11 protein-coding genes are annotated in these 15,777 nt (G+C 36.1%); 6 read left to right on the top strand and 5 right to left on the bottom strand.

The window, feature by feature from the left end:
• Positions 1–91: 91 nt before the first annotated feature.
• From WH267_RS24745 to WH267_RS24730, 4 genes are all read right to left on the bottom strand, one after another.
• Positions 92–2,341 (bottom strand): zinc-dependent metalloprotease, encoded by a 2,250-nt coding sequence (locus tag WH267_RS24745; RefSeq protein ID WP_340011657.1) that lies wholly within the window; start codon positions 2,339–2,341, stop codon positions 92–94.
• Between the two features lie 195 nt (positions 2,342–2,536).
• A complete protein-coding gene (locus WH267_RS24740; protein ID WP_340011656.1) occupies positions 2,537–5,470 on the bottom strand; it encodes a reprolysin-like metallopeptidase in 2,934 nt (977 codons plus the stop codon).
• A 204-nt stretch (positions 5,471–5,674) separates the two neighbouring features.
• The gene (locus WH267_RS24735) at positions 5,675–6,172 is read right to left on the bottom strand and encodes a DinB family protein (protein ID WP_340011654.1); all 498 of its coding nucleotides are present in this window, start codon (positions 6,170–6,172) and stop codon (positions 5,675–5,677) included.
• A 17-nt stretch (positions 6,173–6,189) separates the two neighbouring features.
• Positions 6,190–7,329, bottom strand: a complete 1,140-nt coding sequence (locus WH267_RS24730; protein ID WP_340011653.1) for an acyl-CoA dehydrogenase family protein — start codon at positions 7,327–7,329, stop codon at positions 6,190–6,192.
• A gap of 192 nt (positions 7,330–7,521) precedes the next feature.
• Here WH267_RS24730 and WH267_RS24725 point away from each other — a divergent pair, with 192 nt between their 5' ends.
• From WH267_RS24725 to WH267_RS24700, 6 genes are all read left to right on the top strand, one after another.
• Positions 7,522–9,441 carry an endonuclease gene (locus tag WH267_RS24725; protein WP_340011652.1) on the top strand — a complete coding sequence of 640 codons (1,920 nt, stop codon included), beginning with the start codon at positions 7,522–7,524 and terminating at the stop codon, positions 9,439–9,441.
• Positions 9,442–9,856: 415 nt separating this feature from the next.
• Positions 9,857–10,462: a SatD family protein gene (locus tag WH267_RS24720; RefSeq protein ID WP_115972546.1), complete on the top strand. Its 606-nt coding sequence runs from the start codon at positions 9,857–9,859 to the stop codon at positions 10,460–10,462.
• A 2-nt stretch (positions 10,463–10,464) separates the two neighbouring features.
• A complete protein-coding gene (locus WH267_RS24715) occupies positions 10,465–11,160 on the top strand; it encodes a DUF3307 domain-containing protein (protein WP_123319178.1) in 696 nt (231 codons plus the stop codon).
• A 36-nt stretch (positions 11,161–11,196) separates the two neighbouring features.
• On the top strand, positions 11,197–11,919 hold the full coding sequence (gene purC, locus WH267_RS24710; RefSeq protein WP_115972544.1) for a phosphoribosylaminoimidazolesuccinocarboxamide synthase: 723 nt from the start codon (positions 11,197–11,199) through the stop codon (positions 11,917–11,919).
• Positions 11,920–12,060: 141 nt separating this feature from the next.
• Entirely contained in the window at positions 12,061–13,560 is a 1,500-nt protein-coding gene (gene purF, locus WH267_RS24705) for an amidophosphoribosyltransferase (protein ID WP_340011651.1), read from the top strand.
• A gap of 236 nt (positions 13,561–13,796) precedes the next feature.
• Positions 13,797–14,744: a glycerophosphodiester phosphodiesterase family protein gene (locus tag WH267_RS24700; protein ID WP_340011650.1), complete on the top strand. Its 948-nt coding sequence runs from the start codon at positions 13,797–13,799 to the stop codon at positions 14,742–14,744.
• A gap of 178 nt (positions 14,745–14,922) precedes the next feature.
• Here the strand turns inward: WH267_RS24700 and WH267_RS24695 are convergent, their stop codons facing one another.
• A complete protein-coding gene (locus tag WH267_RS24695) occupies positions 14,923–15,612 on the bottom strand; it encodes a porin family protein (RefSeq protein ID WP_115972541.1) in 690 nt (229 codons plus the stop codon).
• Positions 15,613–15,777 lie beyond the last annotated feature (165 nt).

Genomic DNA, 15,777 nt, shown 5'->3' with positions numbered 1-15,777 from the left:
GTAAAATAGATAACTAACTGAATATAAACAAATAAAAAACTGCTCTGTAATAGAGCAGTTTCACATCTTTTAATTTTTTATATTAAGGCAATTAATCCTTAATGAATCGTTTTGTTGTTTCTCCTATCTGAATCATATAGGCTCCTTTTATAAGGCTGCTTACATTGGCAGTGCCTCTTTGAAGTTTTCCTGAGTGTACCAGTTTTCCAGACATATCAAAGATTTTATATTCTTCAGTATTTGTATTTGAAATCGTTAGAACATCTTTCACAGGATTTGGATATAGTTTCATATCTGCTGATGTTTCTCTTGATACTTCTTTATCTACAAGTTTTATAGCCTTAGGAGTTACTGAGATATTGGCATTATTTACATCAAAGAAAATATGATTGGTTCCTTTTACCATAATTCTTCCAGATGTAGTAGCAGCATTGGGGATTGTTACAGCCTGCGAACCATCATTTGGGGTTGCTGCCAGTAGAGTAGTCCAGCTGCTTCCATTATTAGTCGACCAAAGGATATCTACATTGGCTGTGTTTACACCATTTGAAGTAGTTCCTGCCACATTCCAGGTAATGGTTTGTGTACTCCCTCCAGCATAAGAAACCGCACTATTCTGTGAAGTAATATTGAAAGGGCCTGCAGTAGCATTTACCGTAATCTTTGTATCATCAGAATTATTTCCAGATCCTCCAGCTCTGTTATCACGAACAGTAAGTCTGAAGTTTAATGTTCTTGCTACTGAAGAAAGCGCTTCAACAGTAATTTCTGAACCTGCTGTAGTGGTTGCTCCAGTTAATATGGAAGCCATTCTTGGAAAGTATCTTATAGGTGAGGTAGTAGGCGTCCATGATCTGAAATTAGGGCCTGATTTTTTTGTAGCACTGGCTGCAGAGCTAGTCCCTTTTTGAGTAGATGAAGCATTGTCTATTTGTTCCCAAATATAGGTAAGGGAATCCCCATTTGCATCGGTGCCCGATCCGGTCAGCATAAAAGGTGTGCTTTTAGGAATGGTATAATCTAAACCTGCATTGGCTGTAGGAATTGAATTTCCTGTAGATGTATCTACAGAACATGTTTTCGTTTTAATATTATTGGTAATCTGCTGAATGCTTATAGCATGGAAAAATGCATCAGAATTAGGCTGGATATCCTGATCTGTAATTCCTGCATACCCCATGATTGTAGAACCTGATCCGGGCTCCATATTGACTCCAGTGCCTTCATTGTCAAAAGAAAAGGTGTGATTACCGCCGAACTGATGCCCCATTTCATGAGCTACATAATCGACATCAAAAGCATCACCTGAAGGGATAGCGTTTGCTGGAGAGGTATAACCGCTTCCTTTATTTTTATCTAAAGTAGATGATGTATCATCTACACAAATGCAACCAATACATCCGGCGTTGCCTCCGCCTCCTGTAGCTCCGAACAAATGTCCAATGTCATAGGTGTTATTTCCTATAACATCAGTCAGTGTATTTTGTAATTGCAAACTCCAGCCTTTGGTATTATTAGCATTGATTTTAGCAGTTCCTACGTTTGCGTCTGAATAAGGGTCTGTAGAGGCGTTGGTATAAATTAATTGATCATTATTAGCAATAATAACCATTCTTGCTGAAAAATCTTTTTCAAAAATACCGTTTACACGGGTCATAGTATTGTTCATCGCTGCTAACGCCAGTGCTTTCGTTCCACCGAAATACGTTGTGTATTCTCCTGTACAGGAAAGAGCTAATTTAAATGTCCTCAGTGTTGAATCATTGGCATTTCTGGCAGCAATTTTTGAAGAAGTTCCTTTTTGGGCTGACTCTAGTACGGTACATTCAAACTTACTTAAGTTATCTTTTCTATCAGATTTCTTATAAATCACATAAGAAGATAAATCTTTAGTATAAGGTTCAATAAAAGTGGCCGATTTATCCCCATAAATTTCCATAAAAGAAAGCCCTAAAGGGGAAATACTAAAGTAAACTGTTGCGTCAGGATTTTCTATACCTTCTCCAATGTAAGACTTAATGTCCGGGTACTTTGATGCCAGTTCGGGCTGGAAATTTGAATTTTCTGTCACCTTAAACTTTTCCATCTTACCTTCCGCATTGGGGAAAGAAATGATAATTTGAGATTTTTCACCAGCAGTCAATCTTTTAGGAGCACTTGCCAATGAATTTTTCAACCCATTGATATTTAATTGGAGAATTTTCGGACTTCTTATATTAATCATGTTTTCAAAAACAGGTGAAGAATTTCTTTCCACCCCTTGAGTCCATAGATGATCTGTCTGTGCGAAGGAAAAACCTGATAGTACAAGCATTCCCATCATCAATAATTGTTTTTTCATATAAAAGTGTAATTTTATTTATCTTGTTTAAAACTATGAAAAAAGGATTATTTAAAATTCAAAATTATCATAGGATATTTCAATTATTGGCAATAGATTCTATAATTAAATGAAAAATAACAATTAAAACAGCGATAAAAAGAAAGACTGTTCCATGTAGAACAGTCTTTTGTGTTATTTTAATTTTAATAGTTATTAATTTATAATAAATCGTTTTGATACTTCACCGATCTGAATGGTATAAGCTCCTTTAATCAGGTTGCTTACATTCACAGATCCTCTCTGAAGTTTTCCTGAGTTAACTACTTTTCCTCCCATATCAAAGATTTTATATTCTTCAGATGTTGTATTGGAGATATACATAATATCTTTTACAGGGTTAGGGTATAGTTTGATATCTGTAATCAGATTATTTGTATTCGAAAGTTCTCCTCTTCCTGAAGAAACAATGTTAACAGTGTAATCTTCAACTTGTCCGTAGGTATAAGCTTCACAAGATGAAGTAGTAATAGAGCTGTATTTCATCATCACTCTCATTCTTGTTGAACCAAGAGTTGCTGTTGATGGAATAGTAACTGATCCTGTAACAGGCGTTGTTGTAGAACCTGCTTTTGACCATACAAGTTCACCACTGTCTGTAAAGTCTCCATCTCCGTTATAATCAATATAAACAGCATAAGCCTCATTGTACTTCGTAGAAGTCCAAACCGGAGTGATAGAAAGTGTATAAGCAGTTCCTTTCGTTACGTTAGTAGAAACGGTTGTAAAGTTTTCATATCCTGCTGTTCCTGTTGAAGTATTATTGATAGTCCCGAATTTCACATTTCCTATTCTTTCATCAGCAGTATTGGATGCTGAAGCTGAACAGTAAGTAACAGTTCCTCCACCGGCAAGTGTTGTAACATTCACTGTATTACTTGAAGAGGATGCATTACCTGCTGCATCTTTTGCTTTTACAGAGAAACTATAGGTAGTGGACGGAGTTAAGCTTGTTACGGTATAGGTAGTAGATGCTGTAGAACCGATTAATGAAGCTCCCATGTACACATCATATCCTGTAACGCCTACATTATCTGTAGCACCTGACCAGGAAAGGTTTGTACTTGTAGAAGTAGTTCCTGAAGCTGCAAGGGTAGGTGCTGTAGGAGCAACCGTATCAGGGGTTCCTGATCCTGCATTTACAGAAATATTGGCATTATTTACATCGAAGAAAATATGATTAGAACCTTTTACCATAAGTCTTCCTGTAGTGGTAGAAGCATTAGGAATTGTTACAGCTTGTGAACCATCGTTAGGAGTTGCTGATAATAGAGTAGTCCATGTATTCCCGCTGTCTGTAGACCAAAGAATATCTACATTAGCCGTATTTACACCATTAGCTGTAGTTCCTGCCACATCCCATGTTACGGTTTGTGAACTTCCGCCGGTATAAGTTGTTGCTGAGTTTTGAGACGTCACAGCAAAAGGTCCTGCAGTACTGTTTACTGTAATTACAGCATCATCTGAATTGTTTCCTGAACCTCCAGCCTTGTTGTCACGGGTGGTAAATCTGAAATTTAATGTTCTTGCTACTGAAGAAAGGGCTTCTACAGTAATTTCCGAACCGGCTGTTGTGGTTGCTCCAGCTAAGATAGAAGCCATTCTTGGGAAATATCTTGTAGGAACAGTTGTTGGTGCCCATGATCTGAAGTTAGGACCTGAAGCTTTTGTTGCGCTTGCAGCAGAGCTTGCTCCGGTTTGAGAAGAAGAAGCATTATCCATCTGTTCCCAGATATAGGTTAATGAATCTCCGTCTGCATCTGTTCCGGTTCCGGTTAATACAAATGGTGTTCCTTTTGGAATTGTATAGTCTGAACCTGCATTTGCTGTTGGAATAGAATTTCCTGTATTCGTATTGACTGAACAGGTTTTAGCTTTAATGTTATTGGTGATTTGTTGGATACTTACAGCATGGAAAAATGCATCGGAGTGAGGCTGAACATCCTGGCTGGTAATTCCTGCATATCCCATAATGGTTGATCCTGAGCCTGGTTCCATATTCACGCCTGTGCCTTCATTTCCATGAGAAAAGGTATGATTTCCACCGAATTGATGGCCCATTTCATGAGCTACATAATCGATATCAAAATTATCTCCTGAAGGAATTGAATCTGCAGGGGAAGTATAGCCACTTCCTTTTGAGCCATTGGTACAAATACAGCCAATGCATCCTGCGTTTCCTCCACCTCCGGAAGCACCAAATAAGTGTCCGATATCGTAATTCGCTTCTCCAATAACAGAAGTAAGTGTACTTTGTAACTGAGAATTCCAGCTGCTCATTCCGGATGAAGCAGAGTAAGGATCCGTAGAAGCATTCGTATAAATTACAGCATCGTTATTAGCAATAAGAACCATTCTTGCAGCGAAATCTTTTTCAAAAACACCGTTCACACGGGTCATTGTGTTGTTCATTGCTGCCAGTGCCTGAGCTTTTGTTCCTCCAAAATAAGTAGTATATTCACCTGTACAGGATAATGCCAGTCTGAATGTTCTTAATTTAGCGTCATCAGCGTTAGGTCTTGCTGCAATACTGGTATTAGATACTCCTTTTTTAGCTACATCTATTACAGTACATTCAAATTTACTAAGATCATCATTTTTATCAGATTTTTTGTAAACAACATACGTAGAAAGATCTTTTGAATAAGGCTCAATAAAAACAGCTGATTTATCACCATAGATTTCCATAGACGACAGGCCTAGTGGAGAAATACTGAAATACACTGTTGAATTAGGATCTTCAAGCCCTTGGCCAACATAAGATTTAATGTCTGGATATTTGGCTGCCAATTCGGGAGTGAAGTTGGAATTTTCTTTTACTTTGAAATTTTCCATTTTACCATCAGAGTTCGGAAAGGAAATGATGACTTCTGATTTTTCGCCGACTGCCAGTCTCTTTGGTGCTTTAGCAAGGGCATTCTTCAATCCATCGATATTCAGGTTGAATAATTTGGGGTTTCGAATGCTGGTTTTGTTTTCAAAAGGCTGTGAAGCTGTTCTTGAAACTTCCTGAGACCAAAGGCGGTCAGTCTGTGCGAAGGCAACTCCGGTAATAAGAAGCATCCCAAGCAGGGTTAATTGTCTTTTCATATTAAATATTTGTTTTTATTATGGTAAATCGAAATTAATAAAAATTATATTACGAAAAACAAAAATTTTTAAGATTTTTTTTGATTATGCATTTAACATATTATGTAATACATTGAATATCCTTAAAACGACAATGTCCCAAAATGAAAAAATGACATGCGTAATTTACGCATGTCATTCATTATCAATTAAAGTAATTTTTAGTTACATTTTATCATCAGCAGTAGGGCCGTAAAGTCCGGGAACTTTATTTCCGGTTGATCTTAAATAAACAACCAGCTCACCTCTGTGATGGTACAAATGATTGTAAAGAAAACCTCTTATAACCTGGATTCTTGGGGAAGCAGGGAATATAGCATTCCCATTCATTTCCATCTTCCATTCGTTGAAATAAGTGCTTTCATCGGAATCTTCCAGGACTTTCTGTGCTCTAGCTACATTTTCTTCAAATTTCGCTACAATATTTTCAGCTTTGGAAATATCACCTTTATCGTACTGATAGTTACCCATGTCAAAAACATCCTGGTTAAAGGTTGGGTCGTACCAGTTGTAAACTTCTGCAATATGAGAGGCTAGCTGACCGGTAGTCCAGTTTTTTTCAGACGGTTTCCAGTCTAAAGCGCTGTCAGGTATTGCTTTTAAAATTTTTCTGGTGTTTTCCGCTTCATGCAGAAATTCACTTAAAAGTGCCTGTTTGATCATTTGTATGAAGATTAAAATTATTTTGTAATATCTCTTCCGATCACCAGTCTCTGGATCTCAGAAGTTCCTTCACCAATAGTGCAAAGCTTAGAATCTCTATAGAATTTCTCAGCTGGGAAGTCTTTTGTATATCCGTAACCTCCGAAGATCTGAACAGCATTGTTGGAAATTCTTACACAAGCTTCAGAAGCATATAATTTTGCCATTGCTCCTTCTTTTGTCATTTTTTGTTTCGCATTTTTCAATGTTGCTGCTCTTTGGATCAAAAGTTCTGAAGCATCAATTTCTGTAGCCATATCAGCCAGCATAAAGTTGATTGCCTGGAATTCAGAGATTGATTTTCCGAACTGGTGTCTTTCTTTAGCATATTTTAAAGCCGCTTTGTAAGCTCCTCTTGCAGTACCTAAACTTAATGCAGCGATAGAAATTCTACCTCCGTCAAGGATTTTCATAGCTTGCTTGAAACCTTCACCTACTTCACCTAAACGGTAAGAATCCGGTACACGTACGTTATCAAAAATTAATTCTGCCGTTTCAGAAGCACGCATTCCTAATTTATTTTCTTTTTTTCCTGAAGTAAATCCGGGCATTCCTTTTTCTAAAACAAAAGCCGTAGAGTTATTTTTAGCTCCTATTTCACCTGTTCTGGTCATTACTACCGCAATATCTCCTGAAATAGCGTGGGTGATAAAGTTTTTAGCTCCGCTGATGATCCATTCATCACCATCTTTCACGGCAGTGGTAGACATACCTCCTGAATCTGAACCGGTGTTGTGCTCCGTTAATCCCCAAGCTCCGATTACTTTTCCGGAAGCCAACTGAGGAAGCCATTTATGTCTCTGTTCTTCATTTCCAAACTCATAAATATGATTTGTACAAAGAGAGTTGTGCGCTGCTACAGAAAGGCCAATAGACGGGTCTACCTGAGAAATTTCATCCAGGATAGTAACATATTCGTGATAACCTAAACCGGAACCTCCGTACTGCTCAGGCACTACGATTCCCATAAAACCCATTTCTCCCAGTTGGTGAAATAAATCTTTTGGAAAAGTCTGGCTTTCATCCCACTCCATAATATTCGGTCGGATATTCTTCTCTGCAAATTCTCTAGCTGTCTCCGCTATCATTTTGATGTTGTCAATTGTCTCTGTATTCATATTGATAATAGTTAGTTCCCAAAGATAACCAAATTGACGGAATGCTAAAAAAAATTATTACATCCATAATAGGATCGTACCCAATATTTTAATTTCCAATTTTTTATATTTCAATATTTAATATTTTCTTAATAAAATATTCAAACTTTTGCGTATTTTATTTTACTAATTTAGCCTCCCAATTTTTAAGGCATGAAAAAAATTCTACTTCCTATTATTTTAATTTCTTCTTATATTTCTGCGCAGGCTCCTGCCGGATATTATAATGGTACAACCGGATTAACTGGTTATGCCCTGAAATCTAAACTTCATGATATTATTTCAGAAAAAACTGTCAATTGGCATTATGATGATCTTCCTGGATTTTACAGCCAGACGGATCTAGATAAATATTATGATCATAATGCTTCTAATACTGAATATCTTCTGGATATCTATTCCGAAATCCCATTAGGACAAGATGCTTATGAATACAAAATAGATCAATTGGTTTCAGGTGCAAGTGCTGAAGGAATGGGGTATAACAGGGAGCACATGATGCCTCAAAGTACATTCAGCACAAGCTCTAAGATTAGTGATTATCCCATGTATTCAGATCTGAATTTTATTGTTCCGGCAGACGCCAGAATCAATCAGCTAAGAAATAACTATCCTTATGGAATAGCAGGTACTACTAATTATTATACTTTCACCAACACTTCGAAGATATCCAAGGCTGCAATTCCTAATTATCCTTATGCGGGAAGGGTCTATGAGCCTATTGATGAATTCAAAGGAGATGTTGCGAGAACTTTACTGTATTTCGCTGTGAGATATGAAGGTAAATTAGGCTCGTTTAATACGGCATACAGCACATCTGCAACAATAACACCCGCTACAGATCAATGCCCGCTTGACGGGACAGAAGAAAGAGCAATTGATATTCCTTATGTTGCTATGCTTAAGCAATGGAGTGCAATGGATCCTGTTTCACAGAGAGAAATTGATAGAAATAATGCAATATATACCATACAGAAAAATAGAAATCCGTTCATTGACCATCCCGAATGGATTGACATGATCTGGTCTGAAACCCCAGATAATATTGCTCCTGCAGCTCCCGGATCTCTGGTTTCAACGCAACAAAATGCTTATTTTGTCAACCTGAATTGGGCTGCATCACCTGATACAGATATTTTAGGATACAGGGTGTATATGAATGATTCAGTAACCCCTGTTGCCGTTACCAAAGGAACTTCTATAACTATAGATCACCTGAACCCGTCTACGACCTATACATTTACAGTAAAGGCTTTTGATAAAGGATATCTGGAGTCTCCGTTCAGTAATGCTGTTACAGCTGCCACTATTGCTTCAGACTCATATGCTGCTGATCTTATGATCACAAAGTATATCTCAGGAACCAATAATATAACCAATACTATTAAGAATAATGCATTGGAAATTGTAAATAAGACGGGGCATGAAGTTAATTTAAATAATTATAGGGTTAATATTCAGCTTAAGAATAATGTTTCAGGAGCTATTTATAATGCAGATACTTATGAATTGGAAGGTAAAATAGGCAATAATGAAATTTTTGTAATCCTGAATCCCAAAGCTACTTTATCGTGTTATTCTAATAATCAGGCTAAATTTGTCACGGCTTCTGATCCCATGACTTTCAAAGGCGAAAGTTATGTAGAACTCGCTTATAATAAAACAATTACTGTAGACGCGATTGGTACAAAATACGTATCCAATAACAACGGTAATGTTTCATTATATAGAAAGAGCTCAGTCAATCAGCCCAATAGTACATTTAGTATCGGAGAATGGGACTCTTATCCATCCAATTACTGTCAAAACCTTGGAACACTGTCCACAACAGAACTTATTGCATCCAAAGATAAAAAATTAGGAATATATCCAAACCCAGTATATGATCGCCTTTTTGTAAACGGGGAAATTGAAAAAATAAAAACAGCTCAGATCATTGATTTTTCAGGAAAAGTGATTCTAACAGAGAAAGATCCGTTCAGAAACAAGAAAGATATTTCTGTACAAGGAATTCCTACAGGAACCTATATTTTAAGACTGGATGATCACACCCAGCAGTTTATTAAGAAATAGAGCAAGAGTATATACTTCATACCAACCTAACAGGTTTTTGAAACCTGTTAGGTTTTATTTTTTTAGAGATAATTTAACCTTGCCGGGGTTTGAAATCTTGACAAGGTTATTTAGCCCTGATAGTAGCGGTTACCCCACAGCATACGGCAGGAAAAGCCGGGCGCGAGGAGTATGAGCGGATAGCAGGAAGCAGCTTCTCGAATAAAAAAATATAAAAAAAGTTGAGTTAATATTCCGCTCATCATGAAAACCTTTCATTTTATTTTACTTTTTTGTAATTTTAAAATTCATCTAAATCCTTAAAAACCTTACGGTTACTATATAATCGATATAAGCATATTCACTAATAATCAATATCTATAAGTGTTTCTGCTTATATTTTTTATTTATAAGTAATTATGCTTATATTTGCAGTATGATAGCGGTCATTACTGGTGATATTATAAATTCACAGCATGCAGACACTGAAGTTTGGATTACCAAGCTTAAAAATCTTCTCGAAACCTGGGGAAGTGCTCCTTATACATGGGAAATCTACAGGGGAGATGAATTTCAGTTTAAATGCAGTATTGACTCTGTTTTCTGGCGTTTTCTAGCCATAAAATCCCTTATTAAAAGTCAGGAAAACCTGGATGTAAGAATGGCCATAGGTATTGGTGAAGAAAGTTTTTCTTCTGAAAAGATCACTGAATCTAATGGTACTGCTTATGTGAATTCCGGGAGACTTCTGGACGATTTGAAGAGTGATGGGCACACCGTAGCAATTAAAACTTCAAACGATTCTGTAGACAGGGATCTTAATATTTTATTGAAATGGTCATCTAAGGATTTTGATAACTGGACTATGGCTACTTCAGAGATTATTCATGAAATGATCATGAATCAGGATATTACCCAGGAGGATCTTGCCAAAAGATTTGCTATTTCACAGTCTTCTATAAGCCAGAGACTGAAACGAGCCAACTATGAGCTCATCGTGGAAACCAATCAGTATTTCAGAAAGAAAATATCAGAACTATAAGCATGATCTTTATCAAACTCATATTGGCACATCTACTCGGAGATTTTATACTTCAGCCAAATTCATGGGTTGCTGATAAGGAGAACAATAAACTGAAAAGTAAGTTTTTATACTTTCATGTTCTGATTCATATCGCTTTAAGTCTTATTTTTCTTTGGGATCTTCAACTTTGGTGGGTTGCTGTATTAATTGGCATTACGCACTTCATTATTGATGCTGCTAAGCTTAGTTTCCAGAAGGCAAAAACGAAAAAAAGATGGTTTTTCATAGACCAGCTGCTTCATGTTTTAGTGATTGCAGGGGTGTCCTTTTATTTTGGTGAATTTAACTTCAGTTTTTTACAGAATCAGGAGTTTTTAAAAATACTTATGGCAGCCTTGTTTCTTACAACACCGGCTTCCATCTTTATCAAAATACTATTGTCATCCTGGACACCCGCTCCGGATGGACCCAACACTATTCAAACCGAATCTTTAACAAGTGCCGGAAAATATATCGGAATTTTAGAACGTCTGCTGGTATTCACTTTTATTATGGTGAATCACTGGGAAGGGGTAGGTTTCATGGTGGCTGCCAAATCTGTATTCAGGTTCAGCGACCTTGCACAGGCAAAACAGAGAAAGCTTACGGAATATGTATTAATTGGTACATTGTTAAGTTTTGGACTGGCGGTCTTAACAGGAATAATAATAAAATAAATCAATAAATCTAACTACAATTTAGAAAGTAAAATTATGAGTCAAAAGAAAGAAATGTTGTACGAGGGGAAAGCAAAACAGGTATTTGCTACCGATAATCCTGATGAAGTAGTAGTACGTTTCAAAGACGATGCTACAGCATTTAACGCTCAAAAGAAAGGCCAGGTTGACCTGAAAGGGGAGATGAACAATGCGATCACAACCCTTATTTTTGAATATTTAAATGAAAAAGGAATCAAAACTCATTTCATCAAACAATTGGACGAAAGAGAGCAGTTGGTAAAAAAAGTATCCATTATTCCTTTGGAAATGGTTGTAAGAAACTACTCTGCAGGAAGTATGGCACAAAGATTAGGAGTAGAGGAAGGAATCAAGTCTCCGGTAACAATCTTTGATATCTGCTATAAAAAAGACGAATTGGGAGATCCGCTTATCAACGATCACCATGCCGTATTTTTAGGAGCTGCTACTTATGAGGAACTTGATGAAATGTATGAATTAACATCAGACATTAATGAGATCCTTATCGATCTGTTCGATAAGATGAACATCATCCTTGTAGACTTCAAAATCGAATTAGGAAAAACTTCAGATGGCGAGATCATCCTTGCAGACGAGATTTCTCCTGATACATGCAGACTTTGGGATAAGGATACGATGAAGAAATTAGATAAAGATAGATTCAGAAGAGATTTAGGAGAAGTTACTGAGGCTTATGTAGAAATTTACAACCGTCTTAAAAATCTTTTACAGAAATAAGATTTCAGACATCAGATTTCACATATCAGACATTGGTGCTGAAAATACTTTGTTAGTTAAAACAAAATTAAAATTTGAAGTTAGCTTTTAGTCTGAGATCTGAAATCTGACTTCTAAGATCTACAATTAGAAAAAATAGAAATGAAAAGTTTAGACATTCATAAAAGTGAATATTTAAAACAGTTTGAAAACCAGGTTTACGGAAGGAATCTTTTCAGAACTCAGGAAGAGGAAAGATTAGATTCTCCTAATGAAGAATGTGGGATCTTCGGACTCTATTCAGATGAAGACCTGGATACTTTTTCTCTTTCACAGTTCGGGCTTTTTGCATTACAGCACAGAGGTCAGGAAGCATGTGGTATTTCCGTTTTAAAGGACGGTAGAATTACCAATATGAAAGATGAAGGACTGGTTTTAGATGTTTATAAAGACATTCAGGAACCTGAAACTTTTATGGGAAATTCTGCAATCGGACACACTCGTTATACGACTGCAGGAGATAAAAAGAAATATAACTTCCAGCCATTCTTCGCGAAAAACGAATATGACCAGATTATACTTTCTATAGCGCACAACGGTAACCTTACCAATGCGAAAGAATTAAAAACAGAATTAGAAGCTGAAGGCGTAGTTTTCAGGGCGACTTCCGATTCTGAGGTGATCTTAAGGTTAATTCAGAAAAACCTAGATCTTGGACTTCGTGGAGCCATTAAAGCTACTATGGAGAAAATTAAAGGTGCTTATTCAGTAGTAGGAATGACAAGAAATAAATTCTTTGCTTTCAGAGACTTCAATGGTATTCGCCCATTAGTTTTAGGAGCTATTAATGAACATTCTTATGTAGTGGCTTCCGAATCTGTAGCATTAGATGCTGTAGGAGCTCAGTATGTACGTGATATTCTTCCCGGAGAGATCATTTATACCAATGAAAATGAGCCTGGAAAACTTCATTCTTATATGATGGATGAAGCCAAAGGAAAACAGAGAATCTGTTCTTTTGAATACATCTACTTTGCAAGACCTGACTCTACTTTAGAAAACATTAATGTTTATGAAATCAGAGAAAAATCCGGTGAAAAGATCTGGGAACAGGCTCCTGTAGATGCTGATTTGGTCATCGGGGTTCCTGATTCCGGAGTTCCTGCTGCTATTGGATTCTCAAAAGCTTCAGGAATACCTTTCCGTCCTGTTTTGATTAAAAACAGATACATCGGAAGAAGTTTCATTGTTCCTACACAGGAGATGAGAGAAAGGGTAGTGAACCTTAAGCTGAACCCGATTATTTCAGAGATGAAAGATAAAAGGGTAGTAATCATTGATGACTCTATTGTTCGTGGAACGACCTCTAAAAGACTGGTTAAGATTCTGAAAGATGCAGGCGTAAAAGAGATCCACTTCAGGAGTGTTTCTCCACCCATTATTGCTCCATGTTATCTGGGTATTGATACCCCGTCAAAAGATGATCTGATCTCAGCAAATATGTCTACAGAAGAACTTAGAAAGTATTTAGGAGTAGATTCTTTAGAGTTTTTAAGCATAGATAATTTAAAAGAAATTTTAGGATCTTCTAACCACTGTTTTGGATGCTTCACAGAAGAATATCCGGTAGGAAAAGGAGAGGAGGTAGAATTATTTAATTAATATTTCTTACATAAAATAGAGAGAGCCAGGTAGTAAATGCCTGGCTCTTTTTTTTAATTATACATTATACTATGTCATTCCAGGGAGTCTCAGAACTCTTTTTCATATTGCTTAAAACTATATTCAGAAAGACTTTATTTCATTAAAAAAAACGATGAAATGTAGCATATCCTTAATATTCCGGTATTATACAGTACACAGGTAAGTTTTAATTTTATAAGATTAAAATCAAGGATATGAAGAATGCATTTTTATCAGGTATATTTCTTATTGCCACTCAACTTTATTCAGCACAAACTTTCGATAATCAGGCCCATCGTGGTGGAAAATCCCTTTATCCGGAGAATACAATTCCAGCCATGAAAAACGCCTTAAAAATGAATGTTACCACTTTGGAAATGGATCTTGCCATTACAAAAGATAAAAAAGTGATCTTATCTCATGATTCTTTCCTTTCGCCTGAATTAGTCACAAAACCTGATGGAACTTATATTCCAAAAGATTCTGGTTTTTATTACAAAATTTATGAGATGCCTTATGCAAAAATTCAGACATTTGATGTAGGACTAAAGAAATTGGAAAATTATCCTGATCAGAAGAAAATGAAGGTACAGAAACCTCTTTTTTCAGACATTATAGATGCTTGTGAATCTTATTCCCGTGAGTTGAAAAGACCTTTACCTTATTATAATATCGAAACTAAAACCCGTCCTTTCTCTGACAATATCTTTCATCCGGAACCTAAAGAATTTGTAGATCTGATGATGAAGATCATTGTAGAAAAAAGAATTCAGGATAGGGTTATTATCCAGTCTTTTGACCCAAGAACACTTGAGATCATCCATAAAGAATATCCTAAAATAATGACAGCTCTACTTGTAGAAAAGGTTGATGATAAGAAATTAGCCCAACAGCAGTATTATTTTAAAAATATTCCCTTAGAGAAATTTAAACTCTATCCAAATCATCTCAATGGAGTATCAGGAGATATGAAATTTTTAAGCTTTACACCAACCATCTATAGTCCGGACCACAGATTGGTTACCCCTGAACTCGTACAGGAATGCCATTCATTAGGGATGAAGGTAATTCCATGGACTGTTAATACCAAAGAAAGGTTACAGGAATTAAAAAATATGGGAATTGATGGGGTGATTAGCGATGATCCCAGGATATTTGAATAATAGTTTAATGAAGAAAGGGTGAAAGTGTCAAATTTATAGTTTCATTTCTGAACTGCATCAAATATATCAGTTTCCAGATTCTAATGAGCCAAAATATAAATAGCCGGAAGAAATTCTTCCGGCTATTTTATGCGATGCATTTGCATGCATCTGGAGTTAAAAAATTGGTTAGTATTGATTAAAACTTATAGTTTAGACCTAATTGGAAAACTCTATTGTTATTGTATGCAGCTGTACTCATTTTATCAATCTTTGTTAAGCTGTTGGTATATCTTGCGTTGATTCCGATATTATTAGTAATATCATATCCTAAACCTAGAGCTAAACCAAAGTTAAATTTATTGATCTCATCTTTGTTAATGTCCTCAGAGTGAGACTGGGTTACAGTAGTGGTAGTACCTCCTACAGTATTTTTAGTAGTTACATCACCTTTCATTTTTCCGTTAATGAAATAACTGAATTCAGGCCCTGCTTCCACATAAAATTTATCCATTGGTCTCATCTGAACCATTAAAGGAACTGAAATATAATTCATTGTTACTTTATCCTGAACTGTTGTAGTTTTATCATAAACTGTTTCAGAAGAGATCACATCTCTTGCTCCCATTTGGTTATATAAAACTTCCGGTTGTAAGCTGAATTGTTTAGAGATTGGAATGTTCACAAAAGCTCCTGCATGGAAACCTAATTTCTGGCTGTTCATACCAAATTTCTGAGCACTGAAATACGCTGAGTTTCCTCCGGCTTTAATACCAAACCTTACAGGTTGAACATCTTTTTTAAGAGGTGATGTATTTACAGTTGTTGATTCCTGAGCGAAAGCTAATGTTCCAGCAGTTAATGCCAGTCCTAAAAATAACTTCTTCATAATTTTATTTTTTAATTTTACTATTTACTACTTGTTATGATCTTTCAATCATTCGCGGTTTATTTTGCAAAATGCTTGCCAAACTCAAAAAACATAGACATAGAGCTGTTCTCAGAAGGTTTTAAGATTTAAAAAAGATTCATAATATTATATTTTATATAAAAT

Source organism: Chryseobacterium sp. MYb328 (assembly GCF_037572595.1).
GTDB lineage: Bacteria > Bacteroidota > Bacteroidia > Flavobacteriales > Weeksellaceae > Chryseobacterium > Chryseobacterium pennae.
Note: the sequence above shows the minus strand (reverse complement) of the source record. Positions and strands in the feature narration are given on the sequence as shown.

What these genes read in the sequence shown, in the direction of transcription:
- WH267_RS24745 (WP_340011657.1), bottom strand. Translation starts at nt 2,341, where the DNA reads ATGAAAAAACAATTATTGATGATGGGAATGCTTGTACTATCAGGTTTT.
- WH267_RS24715 (WP_123319178.1), top strand. Translation starts at nt 10,465, where the DNA reads ATGATCTTTATCAAACTCATATTGGCACATCTACTCGGAGATTTTATA.
- WH267_RS24720 (WP_115972546.1), top strand. Translation starts at nt 9,857, where the DNA reads ATGATAGCGGTCATTACTGGTGATATTATAAATTCACAGCATGCAGAC.
- WH267_RS24725 (WP_340011652.1), top strand. Translation starts at nt 7,522, where the DNA reads ATGAAAAAAATTCTACTTCCTATTATTTTAATTTCTTCTTATATTTCT.
- WH267_RS24700 (WP_340011650.1), top strand. Translation starts at nt 13,797, where the DNA reads ATGAAGAATGCATTTTTATCAGGTATATTTCTTATTGCCACTCAACTT.
- WH267_RS24740 (WP_340011656.1), bottom strand. Translation starts at nt 5,470, where the DNA reads ATGAAAAGACAATTAACCCTGCTTGGGATGCTTCTTATTACCGGAGTT.
- WH267_RS24730 (WP_340011653.1), bottom strand. Translation starts at nt 7,329, where the DNA reads ATGAATACAGAGACAATTGACAACATCAAAATGATAGCGGAGACAGCT.
- purF (WP_340011651.1), top strand. Translation starts at nt 12,061, where the DNA reads ATGAAAAGTTTAGACATTCATAAAAGTGAATATTTAAAACAGTTTGAA.
- WH267_RS24695 (WP_115972541.1), bottom strand. Translation starts at nt 15,612, where the DNA reads ATGAAGAAGTTATTTTTAGGACTGGCATTAACTGCTGGAACATTAGCT.
- purC (WP_115972544.1), top strand. Translation starts at nt 11,197, where the DNA reads ATGAGTCAAAAGAAAGAAATGTTGTACGAGGGGAAAGCAAAACAGGTA.
- WH267_RS24735 (WP_340011654.1), bottom strand. Translation starts at nt 6,172, where the DNA reads ATGATCAAACAGGCACTTTTAAGTGAATTTCTGCATGAAGCGGAAAAC.